This window comes from Brevundimonas sp. (assembly GCF_036405315.1).
GTDB lineage: Bacteria > Pseudomonadota > Alphaproteobacteria > Caulobacterales > Caulobacteraceae > Brevundimonas.
Window position 1 is genome coordinate 1 of the sequence record NZ_DASWXW010000024.1, and the last position, 11,324, is coordinate 11,324.

Here is an 11,324-nt window from a genome sequence, read left to right on the forward strand (position 1 = left end):
GCGCCGCCCCGACCCGGCCACCGCCCCCTCGACGGCCAAGGCCGGCGGCCTCTACATGATCTGCACCATGTCCAAGACGGCGGCCGAGAAGCGCGGCTTCGCCGACGCCATGATGCTGGACTGGCGCGGCTATGTCGCCGAAGCCACCGGCGCCAACGTCTTCTTTGTCCAGAACGGCGCCCTGCACACGCCGCGCGTCGATCACATCCTGGACGGCATCACTCGCCAGACCGTGATCGAGATGGCCCAGGCCAAGGGCGTCGAGGTCGTGATCCGCGACATCCTGCCGGAAGAACTGTCGACCTTCTCCGAGTGCTTCCTCACCGGCTCGGCCGCCGAAGTCACCCCGGTCAGCGAGATCGGCGACTACCGCTTCACGCCGGGCGAGTTGTCGCTGACCCTGATGGACGACTACGGCAAGCTGGTCCGCGGCCAGCTCTGATCGCCGTCTGACGCCGAACCGAAGGCGGGGGATTCATCCTCCGCCTTTTTCTTGCGCCTCTTGCCAGCCGCGCGCGGCTGTCGTTCATGCGCAGATGAGAAACCGGCTCCCGTAGCGCCGGTCGCGGAGCCGCCTTTCCCATGTTCAGTCTTCTGAACCTCCAGAGCCTGTTCGGCCTGGTCGTCATCATCGCCGTCTGTTGGGCGATGTCCGAGAACCGCAAGCTCTTCCCCTGGCGGCTGGCCATCGGCGCAGTCGCTGTGCAGGCGGCCCTGGTGCTGGCGACCTTCGCCATTCCCGGTTCGCAGGTTGTGCTGGACGGCATCAACAACGCGGTGAGGGGCCTGGAACTGGCGACCGAGGAGGGGACCAAGTTCGTCTTCGGCTATCTGGCGGGCGGCGATCAGCCCTACGCCGTGGCTAATGAGGGCGCGCTGTTCACCTTCGCCTTCAAGGTGCTGCCGCTGATCCTGGTGATCTCGGCCCTGTCGGCCCTGTTGTGGCACTGGCGGATCCTGAAGTGGATCACCCTGGGCTTCGGCTTCCTGTTCCAGCGCACCATGGGCCTGGGCGGCGCCTCGGCTCTGGCCGTGGCGGCCAACGTCTTCCTGGGCATGATCGAGAGCCCCATCGTCATCCGCGCCTATCTGGACAAGCTGACCCGGTCGGAACTGTATCTGATGATGGTGGTCGGTCTGGCCACCGTCGCGGGGTCGACCATGGTGGCCTACGCCACCATCCTGGCGCCGGTCCTGACCAATGCGGCGGGCCACGTCCTGGTCGCCTCCATCGTCTCGGCTCCGGCCGGGGTCCTGCTGGCCCGCGTCATTATTCCCGAGAAGCCGGGCGAGGGCGGGGCGGTCGCCGACTACAACTCGGCGCTGAAGTACGACAGCGCCATCGACGCCATCGTCAAGGGCACGTCGGACGGTCTGATGGTGGTGCTGAACATCTCGGCCGTGCTGATCGTCTTCGTGGCCCTGGTGGCCCTGGCCAACGTCATGCTGGGCGCCTTCTGGATCGGCGGCGAGGCCTTGAGCGTCGAGCGCATTCTGGGCGTGGTCTTCTCGCCGGTCGCCTGGCTGATCGGGGTGGAATGGGCCGACGCGCAGAAGGCCGGCTGGCTGCTGGGCGTCAAGCTGACTCTTACCGAGTTCGTCGCCTTCATCAAACTGGGCGCGGTGCCGGACGGTGAGATGAGCGAGCGCACCCGGATGCTGATGACTTACGCCCTGTGCGGCTTCGCCAACATCGGCTCGGTGGGCATCACCGTCACCGGCCTGTCGGTGCTGATGCCCGAGCGCCGCGAAGAGGTCCTGGGTCTGGTGTGGAAGGCGCTGTTCGCGGGCTTCCTGGCCACCCTGATGACCGCCTGCATTGTCGGGGCCATGCCGGCCTCGGTGTTCGGCCAGTAGGTTGTAAGTCCGCAGGGTTCTGACCGCCATCGGAGGGGCTGTCCTATGAAGCTGTACGAAAGCCGCCGCGCTCCCAATCCGCGCCGGGTCCGCTGGGTCATGGCGGAAAAGGGCGTGACTGACGTCGAAGGAGTCGAGATCGACCTGCTGGCGGGGGAGCACCGCACCCCGGCCTATCGCGCCAAGTTCGGCGTGCCGCACGTCCCGGTGCTGGAACTGGACGACGGGACCTGCATCTCCGAGTCCATCGCCATCTGCCGCTATCTGGAGGCCCTGCATCCTGAGCCCAACCTGTTCGGGCGCGACCCGAAAGAGCAGGCGATCATCGAGATGTGGACCCGCCGATGCGAAATGTATCTGGCCAACCCCATGATGTTGAACGTGCGCTTCAGCCACCCCGCGCTTGCCGCGCTCGAAGCGCCCCAGCCCCAGGTGGCGGAATACAGCCGCCTCGGCGCCGAGAAGTTCATGCGCACCCTGGACCGGCAACTGGCCGAGCACGAATTCATCGCCGCCGACCGCTTCACCATCGCCGACATCGTCGCCGCCGTGGGTCTGGATTTCGCCCGCCTGGTCAAATACCGCCCGCCGGAAGATCTGACCCATCTGGCGCGCTGGCTGGAAGCCTGCCGCGCCCGCCCGGCGGCCAAGGCCGGGGTCTGAGGCGGGCGTCCAAGGCGTCTTTTCGGGCGTCGTCCGCCGTGCCAAGCTGGACGGTATGAACAGAGCCTTCACGATCACTCTCGCCCTGGGTCTCGTCGCAGCCGCCGCCGCCTGCACGGACAGCCGACGCGCGCGCAATGACGCCACATGGAGCGACCGCCCCGCCGACATCACCTGCTGGACCTACGGCGTCGAGACCTTCAAGGGCCGCTCGACCGGCAAGGTCGAGTACAACGACGGCGGCCGGATCGCCTTCGTGGACGCCGCGAACGGCCGCTACACCACGGTCGACGGCGAATGCCGGGTGGTCTACGCGGCGCCGTCCAAGTAGGCGGGGTCAGTCGCGCGGCGTGAATTTCCGGATCACGCCCGAGAAGGTCATCAGCAGCCGCTCGCCGGTGGTGATCTGGCCACGCACGAAGATCAGGCTCTTGCCCGCCTTCGTCACCTGGCCCGTCGCCTCGATCAGTTCGCCCACGTAGGCGCCGTCGATGAAGGTGGAATCCAGTTGCACGGTCACGCCGGACGCCCCTTCCATCTCCTGATAGGCGATCTGGAACATGGCGATGTCGGCGAAGGTCATCAGGCAGCCGCCGTGCATCCGGCCGCCGAAATTCATGTGCTTCTGTTCGGCGCGGAAGGCGCAGCGCATCGACCCGTCGGGGTCCGGCTTGCGATAGAAGGGGCCGACGGTGGAATCGAAGGTGGCGCCGCTAACCTCATAGGTTTCCCACCCCGCGAACTCGCCTTCCGATACCGTGATCCTGCCGACCATGCCGATTACGCCTTCTTTCTGATCTCGCGCTGCAGCATATAGGCGCAATGAGCGATCCAATCGAAGCGGCCATTTTTGAAAAACTGGCCAAGGCCGACCCCAAGAACGTCGGCGGCAAGAGCATTGAACCGGCCGAGGTGGCCAAGGAACTGCAGCCCGAGCAGTGGCAGCGCATGCTGCCCAAGGTTCGCGCCACGGCCCTGGGCCTGATGCGTCAGGGCAAGCTGACCATCACCAAGAAGGGCAAGGCGGTCGATCCGAACGCCTTCAAGGGCGTGATCCGCCTGCGCCTGCCGACAGAGGCCGAGACGGCCGCGGCCCTGGCGGCCCTGCCGCCGGTCGAAGCCTCGGATGATGATTTCGACTGAACCGGACACCGGCCTGGACGCAGTCCTGGCCGAAATCCGCGCCTGCCGGGCGTGCCTGGGGCAGTTGCTTCACACGCCGCGCCCGGTGGTCATGGTCGCGCCCCAGACGCGTCTGCTGATCTGCGGCCAGGCGCCGGGGCGGCGGGTCCATGAAAGCGGTCTGCCCTTCACCGATCCGTCCGGCGTCCGCCTGCGCGACTGGCTGGGCGTGGACGAGGCGACCTTCTACGGCGACCCGCGCCTCGGCGTCGCGGCCCAGGCCTTCTGTTTTCCCGGCACGGACCCGAAAGGCGGCGACTATCCCCCGCCACGTCGCTGCGCCGAACTATGGCGGCCGCGCCTGCTGGCCGAACTGCCGAACGTCGAACTGACCCTGCTGGTCGGCGGCTACGCCCAGGCCTGGGCCCTGGGCGATCGGGCCAAGGCCAGCATGACTGAGACGGTCCGCGCCTGGCGCGACTACGCCCCCGCCATCCTGCCCATGCCGCACCCGTCATGGCGCAACACGGCCTGGCTGCGGAAAAACCCGTGGTTCGAGGCCGAGGTTCTGCCCTACCTTCGCCAGAGGACAGTGGAGATTCTGGCGTGAGCATCTGGCGGAGCGGACTGACGGCGGGCTTTCTGGCGCTTTCCCTCGTCCTGTCCGCCTGCGCCACGCCGCATCTGCAAGGCCCGCAGACGCCGCCGCTCGGCTTCAACGGTCCGCGCATCGAGGCGGGAACCGAGGGACGCGGCGCCTTCATCGTTCAGGACGGGGCGCGGCTGCCCTATCTGCGCTGGAGCCCCGAGAACGGGCGGCAGCCCTGGGCCGTCATCATCGCCCTGCACGGTTTCAACGACCACTACGCCTCCTTCCGCCTGGCCGGGCCGTGGTGGGCCGCGCGCGGCATCGAGACCTGGGCCTACGATCAGCGCGGGTTCGGCCTGGCGCCGCATCGCGGCGAGTTCGCGCCGGAAAGCCTGACCAGCGCCGACCTGCGCACCATCGTCTCGCTCGTTCGCGCTGAGCGCCCCAAAGCCCTGATCGTGGTGGCGGGCGAGAGCATGGGCGGGTCGTCCACGATTTCCGCCTTCGGGGGCCAGACTCCGCCCGACGCCGACCGGGTGGTCCTGCTGGCGCCCGGCGTCTGGGGCTGGTCCAGCCAGAGCCCGTTCAACCGTGCGGGCCTGTGGGCGGCCGCCCGGCTTATGGGCGCCAGGACGGTCGAGCCGCCCGCTTTCGCCGTCCGCCATATCCGCGCGTCGGACAATACGCAGGAGCTGATCCGCAACGGTCGCGATCCGCAGAGCATTCTCTCCACCCGGTTCGATTCCATGCATGGACTGGTCGATCTGATGGAGACGGCGACGGTCCGTCTGGGCGTGGTTGAGAAGCCGACCTTGCTGCTGTACGGCGGGAATGATCAGATCATTACCAAGCGCCCGATGCGGCTGGCGCTCGAGCGGGCCGGCGAGCGGCCCAACCTGCAAACGGCCTACTACCCGAACGGCTGGCATATCCTGAACCGCGATCTGCAGGGCGAGGTCGTCTATCGCGATGTGGAGGCCTGGCTGCGCGATGCGGCTGCGCCTCTGCCGTCGGGGGCGGGGCCTGTGCTGCCGGCTTTGCAGGCTGACCCGAAAGCGCGCTGACCCGCGACTTTTCCTGACGCGAAACCGTCATGCTTGCCCTATAGGCGGGCGCGGCGTATCTCCACGCGCATAAAAAATACCCCAGGAAAGGCCTGTCATGGGCAAGACGCTGTTTGATTCCCCTTCTTTCGCGAACCATGAAGGCGTCCATGCCTTCCATGACGAGAAAACCGGCCTGAAGGCCATCGTCGCGGTTCACTCCACCGCGCGCGGCCCCGCCGTCGGCGGCACCCGCATGTGGAACTACGCCTCGGCCGCCGAAGCCCTGGAAGACGTGCTGCGCCTGTCCAAGGGCATGAGCTACAAGAACGCCGTCGCGGACCTGGAGATGGGCGGCGGCAAGTCGGTCATCATCGGCGACAGCCGCACCCAGAAGTCGCCGGAGCTGTTCCGCGCCTTCGGCCGCGCTCTGAACGGTCTGGGCGGCAACTACTACGCCGCCGAAGACGTCGGCACCTCGGTCGAGGACATCGCCGAAGCCCGCAAGGTCACTGAATACGTGCTGGGCCTGAAGGACGGTCCGGAAGCCTCGGGCGACCCGAGCCCCGTCACCGCCGAAGGCGTGTTCCGCTCGAACCTGGTCGTCGCCCGTCGCCTGTTCAAACAGGACGACATGACCGGCCTGACCGTCGCCATCCAGGGCGTGGGCCACGTCGGCGCCTATCTGGCCGAGAAGCTGCACAAGGCCGGCGCCAAGCTGATCATCACCGACGTCAACCAGGCCAACCTGGAAGCCGTCGCCGCCAAGACCGGCGCCGAGATCGTCGCCCCGGACGCCATCTATGACGTCGCCGCCGACATCTATGCGCCCTGCGCCCTCGGCGCGACGCTGAACCTGCAGACCCTGGACCGTCTCAAGGTCAAGGCCGTCTGCGGCGCCGCCAACAACCAGCTGGCCACGGCCGACATCGGCGACGAGCTGTTCAAGCGCGGCGTGCTCTACGCCCCCGACTACGTCGTCAACGGCGGCGGCATCATCAACGTCGCCTCGGAAATGAACGCTCGTCAGTCGGGCGGCGCCTATGACCCCTCGTGGGTCGAAGGCAAGCTGTCGCGTCTGATGGAGACCTTCGAGGAAATCCTCGAGCGTTCGGTGTCCGAGAACAAGCCGACCCACCTGATCGCTGACGCCATCGCCGAAGCCCGCATCAAGGCGGCGGCGGACAAGAAGGCCGAGCTGCTGAAGGCGGCGTAAGCATAATTCTCCCTCCCCTTCATGGGGAGGGTGGCTGAGCCCGTCAGGGCGAGGCCGGGTGGGGGCGGCGTGTCGAACGATGCGCCGCCCTTTGTCTTGCCGGCCCTCCCCACCCGGTCGCTTCGCGACCACCCTCCCCATGAAGGGGAGGGAGAGACGACCAGATTCCCTCAATCTTTAACGCCTCTTAACGCCGCGTTTACCATCCACGCGGCACTTTCTGCCTAGCGGGGCCAGTTCGTCCCGCCAGTGGATGGGCGGGGACGCGTGGGCGGCTTCACGGCGGCGTTGCAGAAGTTCGGTATCGGCCGCCTGGCCGCGGTGCTCGGCGTCGCCGCCGGCGTGGCCGCGGTGCTGGTCGCCGTCATGCTGCGCGTGGGCCAGGCGCCCGACGCTCTGCTCTATTCCAACCTCGACCTGCGCGAAGCCTCCGAGATCAGCGCCGCCCTGGACCAGGCGGGCATCAAATACAGCTCGAAAGGCGACGGCTCGACCATCTTCGTCAGCCGCGACGAAGTCGGCACGGCGCGCCTGATGCTGGCGGGCAAGGGGCTCGTGACCTCGGGTAGCGTCGGCTACGAGATCTTCGACAACCAGTCGGTCCTGGGTCAGACCGAGTTCCAGCAGAACCTGAACGAGCAGCGCGCCCTGCAGGGCGAGCTGTCGCGCACCATAATGTCGATGCGCGGCATCACATCGGCCCGCGTCCACATCACCATGCCGCGCCGCGAGATGTTCCAGGCCGCCGCCACGGACCCGACCGCCGCCGTGGTCGTCGGCGTGGGCGGTCGTGACCTGAGCGCCGATCAGGTCCGCGCCATCCGCAACGTCGTCGCCTCGTCGGTGCCGAACCTGAGGCCGGACAAGGTCACGGTCACGGACCAGTCCAACCGAACCCTGGCGGCCGGCTCGGAGGACGCCGGCTTCACCTCGGCCAACGCCGAGGCCGCCAAGGTCACGACCGAGGCCCAGTTGCAGACCCGCATCAAGGACATCGTCGAGGGCGTCGTCGGCGCCGGCGCGGCCCGGGTTCAGGTTACGGCTGACATCGACCATAGCCGCTCGACCACCCAGGAACAGAAGTTCGATCCCGACGGCCAGGTCGTCCGTTCGACCTCGACCAACGGCTCGCAGTCCCAGGACACGACAGGCCAGGCTGACGGCGGCGTCACCGCCACCAACAACATTCCCGGCGGCGCGGCCCCGAACACCACGCCCCTCGGCTCGACCAACTCGGAAAACACCGAGACGACCAACTACGAGATCTCCAACACCACCACAACGACGGTCAAGGAGCCGGGCGAGGTCAAGAAGCTGTCGGTCTCGGTCGCCGTGGACGGCAAATACACACCCGCCGCCGGCGGCAAGGGCGAGCCGACCTACGCCCCTCGCACCGCCGAAGAAGTGCAGCAGATCAAGAGCCTGGTCGCGGCGGCCGTCGGCATCGACGAAACGCGCGGCGACAAGATCGAGGTGATCAACGTCCGTTTCAATCGCGAGCCCTCGGCGGCGCCGGGTGCGGACGAAGGCTCGTCGATGTTCAACTTCGACAAGAACGACATCATGCGCGGCGTCGAGTTGCTGGTCCTGCTGGTGACTGGCCTGCTGCTGATCTTCTTCGTCGTTCGGCCCTTGCTGAAGACCGCCTCAGGCGCCGGCGCGGCGGGCGTTCCGGCCCTGGTCGGCGCCAACGGCATGCCGGTGACGGCGCTGGACGCTCAGTTGGTCGGCGGAACCCTGCCGGGCCAGCCGCAGATGTTGGCGGGACCGTCCGAGATGGATCAGCGGCTCGACATCGCCCGTATCGAGGGACAGGTGAAGGCCTCCTCGATCAAGAAGGTGGCTGACTTTGTGGACTCCCACCCCGAGGAATCGACCGCCATCCTTCGCTCCTGGGTGCATGAAAGCTAATGACCCGTCTGGTGAGCAAAAAGGGGCCGGTCGACGATATCCGCAAGCTGACGGGGCCTGAGCGCGCCGCTGTCGTCCTGCTGTCGCTGGGCGAGGAGCACACCGTCCTGTGGCAGCAGCTGGACGACGAGGAGATCAAGGAAGTCTCCCAGGCCATGGCCGGCCTGGGCACTGTCGCCGCCTCGGTGGTCGAGGAAGTTCTGGTCGAGTTCGTCTCGGGCATTGGCGGCGCCGGCACCCTGATGGGCAGCTATGAACAGACCCAACGCCTGCTCGCCTCCTTCATGCCGGGCGACCGCGTCGACGCCCTGATGGAGGAGATCCGCGGCCCCGCCGGGCGGACCATGTGGGACAAGCTCGGCAATGTGAACGAGGCCGTCCTCGCTAACTATCTGAAGAACGAATACCCTCAGACGGTCGCGGTGGTCCTGTCGAAGATCAAGCCGGACCACGCCTCGCGCGTGCTAACGGCCCTGCCCGAGGACTTCGCCCTGGAATGCGTCCAGCGCATGCTGCGCATGGAGCCGGTGCAGCGCGACATCCTCGACAAGATCGAGCAGACCCTGCGCACCGAGTTCATGTCCAACCTGGCGCGCACCTCCAAGCGCGACAGCCATGAGCTGATGGCCGACATCTTCAACAGCTTCGACCGCCAGACCGAGGCCCGCTTCATCGGCGCCCTGGAGGAACGCAGCCGCGATTCCGCCGAGCGCATCCGCTCGCTGATGTTCGTGTTCGAGGATCTGTCCAAGCTGGACCCCGGCGGCGTGCAGACCCTGCTGCGCGCGGTCGAAAAGGACCAACTGGGCCTGGCGCTGAAGGGCGCCTCCGACGCTTTGCGCGAAATGTTCTTCTCCAACATGTCCGAGCGCGCCTCGAAGATCATGCGCGAGGACATGGAGTCGATGGGGCCGGTTCGCCTCAAGGACGTCGACACCGCCCAGATGACCATGGTCCAGGTGGCCAAGGATCTGGCCGCGCGCGGCGACATCATGCTGGCCGGCCAGAGCGGCGACGACGAGTTGATTTACTGACATGACCGCCATCCCTTCCACCGCTCGTCCCTTCATCTTCGACACCGAGTTCGACGCCTCGGGCGAGGTCGTGCGCCCGTCCGCCTGGCAGCCGACCAAGCGTTCTTTTGCTCCCGCCGAGGTCGAGGCCCTGGTCGCCCAGGCGCGGCTTGAGGCCCGCCAGCAGGCCCTGGCCGAGGTCGAGGCCCTGCGCGCCGACGCCCTGTCGACCCTGGCCCAGACGGTGGCCCATGCGGCGGGCGCCCTGAGCACGATCGCCGAGGCGCACCGCCGCCAGTCGGCCCAACTGTCGCTCGCCGCCGCCCGCGTCCTGGCCTCGGCCGCCTTCGACCGCTTCCCGCGTCGCCCGCTGGAGGTCGCCATCGAGCAACTGGGCCAGGAGATCGACGCCTCGCCGCGTCTGCTGGTCCGCGCCGCCGGGCTGGACGAGGCGACGCGCGCCCATATCGAGGCACTGTGCGCCGACGCCGGCTTCACCGGCCTGATCGCCTTCCGCGAGGACGCGGGCGCGCCGGCCGCCGCCTTCACGCTGGAATGGGCCGACGGTCGCGCCGAGTTCGATCCCGAGGGCGTCGCCGCCCGCGTTTCCGCCGCGCTGGAGGCCGCGCTCGCGGCCGAGGCCGGCCATGCTGAATCCCTCGACAGGAGCGCCTTCTGATGGCCACCGACGATCTCGCCCTGGAAGAGTTCGGCGACTCCACCGCCCTCGCCATCGCCGACGAGGGCGGCGACAAGTCCGCCGCCGACCTGGCCACCGTATTCGACGTGCCGGTCAACATCTCGGCCGTCCTGGGCAAGGCCCATATGTCGGTCGCCCAGCTGCTAAAGCTGAACCGCGGCAGCGTGCTGGAGCTGGACCGCAAGGTCGGCGAGGCCATCGACATCTTCGTCAACAACCGCCTGGTCGCGCGCGGGGAGGTCGTCGTCGTCGAGGACCGCCTGGGCGTGACCATGACGGAAATCATCAAGACCGAGGACAAGGGCGCCTGATCGGCCGCCCGGTTTTCGGAATAGAGTTCTAGAGGAGAAGACCCATGCGGCTTCTGGTGGTTGGCAGGCTCAGCGGACAGCTGGCGACGGCGGTGAAGATGGCCATGGCGCACGGCGCCAAGGTGCAGCACGTCGAGCGCGCCGATCAGGCGACCGAGCAACTGCGACGCGGGCAGGGGGCCGACCTGATGATGGTCGACTACCGCATCGACATCGCCGCCCTGATCGCCGCCAACGACGCCGAGCGCATCCATGTGCCGGTCGTGGCCTGCGGGGTCGACGCCGACGCGCGCGAAGCCGCCGACGCCATCCGCGCCGGGGCCAAGGAGTTCATCCCCCTGCCGCCCGAGGCGGACTTGATCGCCGCTGTCCTCTCGGCCGTGGCCGATGATGAGCGCCCGATGATCTCGGCCGACCCCGCGATGAAGGCCGTCATCAGCCTGGCCGACCAGGTGGCGCGTTCGGAAGCCTCGATCCTGATCACCGGCGAGAGCGGCGTCGGCAAGGAGGTGATGGCCCGTCACCTGCACACCGGGTCGAAGCGCGCCGACAAGCCCTTCATCAGCGTCAACTGCGCCGCCATTCCCGACAACCTGCTGGAATCCGAGCTGTTCGGCCACGAGAAGGGCGCCTTCACCGGCGCCGTGGCTCGCCGCATCGGCAAGTTCGAGGAGGCCGACGGCGGCACGCTTCTGCTGGACGAAATCAGCGAGATGGACGCCCGGCTGCAGGCCAAGCTGCTGCGCGCCATCCAGGAGCGGGTCATCGACCGCGTCGGCGGCTCCAAGCCCGTGCCGGTCAACATCCGCATCATCGCCACCTCGAACCGCGACCTGGCCAAGGCCGTGGCTGAGGGGACTTTCCGCGAGGACCTGCTGTATCGCCTGAACGTGGTGAAC

The 11,324-nt window shown here is 67.6% G+C and carries 14 protein-coding genes; 13 read left to right on the forward strand and 1 reads right to left on the reverse strand.

The genetic code is table 11. The features are described 5' to 3' along the window. The 4 genes from VGE49_RS01630 to VGE49_RS01645 form a co-directional block, all read left to right on the forward strand. Positions 1–442, forward strand: a 442-nt coding sequence (locus VGE49_RS01630) for an aminotransferase class IV (protein WP_331032845.1), incomplete at its 5' end; no start/stop codon positions are given. A gap of 140 nt (positions 443–582) precedes the next feature. Beyond that, entirely contained in the window at positions 583–1,857 is a 1,275-nt protein-coding gene (locus VGE49_RS01635; RefSeq protein ID WP_331032846.1) for a NupC/NupG family nucleoside CNT transporter, read from the forward strand. A 45-nt stretch (positions 1,858–1,902) separates the two neighbouring features. Then, complete coding sequence (locus tag VGE49_RS01640; RefSeq protein WP_331032847.1) at positions 1,903–2,520, forward strand: glutathione S-transferase family protein; 618 nt, start codon at positions 1,903–1,905, stop codon at positions 2,518–2,520. A gap of 55 nt (positions 2,521–2,575) precedes the next feature. Then, entirely contained in the window at positions 2,576–2,851 is a 276-nt protein-coding gene (locus VGE49_RS01645; RefSeq protein WP_331032848.1) for a hypothetical protein, read from the forward strand. Between the two features lie 6 nt (positions 2,852–2,857). Here VGE49_RS01645 and VGE49_RS01650 read toward each other — a convergent pair whose 3' ends face one another. After that, on the reverse strand, positions 2,858–3,295 hold the full coding sequence (locus VGE49_RS01650) for a PaaI family thioesterase (protein ID WP_331032849.1): 438 nt from the start codon (positions 3,293–3,295) through the stop codon (positions 2,858–2,860). Between the two features lie 47 nt (positions 3,296–3,342). Between VGE49_RS01650 and VGE49_RS01655 the strand changes: the two genes are divergently transcribed. The 9 genes from VGE49_RS01655 to VGE49_RS01695 all read left to right on the forward strand — a co-directional run. Next, the gene (locus VGE49_RS01655; RefSeq protein WP_331032850.1) at positions 3,343–3,663 is read left to right on the forward strand and encodes a DUF3253 domain-containing protein; all 321 of its coding nucleotides are present in this window, start codon (positions 3,343–3,345) and stop codon (positions 3,661–3,663) included. Next, complete coding sequence (locus tag VGE49_RS01660) at positions 3,647–4,252, forward strand: uracil-DNA glycosylase family protein (protein ID WP_331032851.1); 606 nt, start codon at positions 3,647–3,649, stop codon at positions 4,250–4,252. The genes VGE49_RS01655 and VGE49_RS01660 overlap by 17 nt, the downstream gene beginning before the upstream one ends. Then, positions 4,249–5,295, forward strand: coding sequence for a serine aminopeptidase domain-containing protein (locus VGE49_RS01665; protein WP_331032852.1), 1,047 nt, complete (start codon positions 4,249–4,251; stop codon positions 5,293–5,295). Before VGE49_RS01660 ends, VGE49_RS01665 begins: the two co-directional genes overlap by 4 nt. A 97-nt stretch (positions 5,296–5,392) precedes the next feature. Beyond that, positions 5,393–6,490 (forward strand): Glu/Leu/Phe/Val family dehydrogenase, encoded by a 1,098-nt coding sequence (locus tag VGE49_RS01670; RefSeq protein ID WP_331032853.1) that lies wholly within the window; start codon positions 5,393–5,395, stop codon positions 6,488–6,490. A 267-nt stretch (positions 6,491–6,757) separates the two neighbouring features. Next, positions 6,758–8,401: a flagellar basal-body MS-ring/collar protein FliF gene (fliF, locus tag VGE49_RS01675; RefSeq protein WP_331032854.1), complete on the forward strand. Its 1,644-nt coding sequence runs from the start codon at positions 6,758–6,760 to the stop codon at positions 8,399–8,401. Beyond that, on the forward strand, positions 8,401–9,435 hold the full coding sequence (gene fliG / locus VGE49_RS01680; RefSeq protein WP_331032855.1) for a flagellar motor switch protein FliG: 1,035 nt from the start codon (positions 8,401–8,403) through the stop codon (positions 9,433–9,435). The genes fliF and fliG overlap by 1 nt, the downstream gene beginning before the upstream one ends. A gap of 1 nt (position 9,436) precedes the next feature. After that, entirely contained in the window at positions 9,437–10,093 is a 657-nt protein-coding gene (locus tag VGE49_RS01685; RefSeq protein ID WP_331032856.1) for a FliH/SctL family protein, read from the forward strand. Beyond that, the gene (fliN, locus tag VGE49_RS01690) at positions 10,093–10,425 is read left to right on the forward strand and encodes a flagellar motor switch protein FliN (RefSeq protein WP_331032857.1); all 333 of its coding nucleotides are present in this window, start codon (positions 10,093–10,095) and stop codon (positions 10,423–10,425) included. Before VGE49_RS01685 ends, fliN begins: the two co-directional genes overlap by 1 nt. A 44-nt stretch (positions 10,426–10,469) precedes the next feature. Continuing rightward, the coding region (locus VGE49_RS01695) for a sigma-54 factor interaction domain-containing protein (RefSeq protein ID WP_331032858.1) at positions 10,470–11,324 on the forward strand (855 nt) is incomplete at its 3' end.

Coding starts and splice junctions, on each gene's coding strand:
- fliG (WP_331032855.1), top strand. CDS start 8,401: ATGACCCGTCTGGTGAGCAAAAAGGGGCCGGTCGACGATATCCGCAAG.
- VGE49_RS01670 (WP_331032853.1), top strand. CDS start 5,393: ATGGGCAAGACGCTGTTTGATTCCCCTTCTTTCGCGAACCATGAAGGC.
- VGE49_RS01655 (WP_331032850.1), top strand. CDS start 3,343: ATGAGCGATCCAATCGAAGCGGCCATTTTTGAAAAACTGGCCAAGGCC.
- VGE49_RS01635 (WP_331032846.1), top strand. CDS start 583: ATGTTCAGTCTTCTGAACCTCCAGAGCCTGTTCGGCCTGGTCGTCATC.
- VGE49_RS01640 (WP_331032847.1), top strand. CDS start 1,903: ATGAAGCTGTACGAAAGCCGCCGCGCTCCCAATCCGCGCCGGGTCCGC.
- VGE49_RS01650 (WP_331032849.1), bottom strand. CDS start 3,295: ATGGTCGGCAGGATCACGGTATCGGAAGGCGAGTTCGCGGGGTGGGAA.
- VGE49_RS01645 (WP_331032848.1), top strand. CDS start 2,576: ATGAACAGAGCCTTCACGATCACTCTCGCCCTGGGTCTCGTCGCAGCC.
- VGE49_RS01685 (WP_331032856.1), top strand. CDS start 9,437: ATGACCGCCATCCCTTCCACCGCTCGTCCCTTCATCTTCGACACCGAG.
- fliN (WP_331032857.1), top strand. CDS start 10,093: ATGGCCACCGACGATCTCGCCCTGGAAGAGTTCGGCGACTCCACCGCC.
- VGE49_RS01660 (WP_331032851.1), top strand. CDS start 3,647: ATGATGATTTCGACTGAACCGGACACCGGCCTGGACGCAGTCCTGGCC.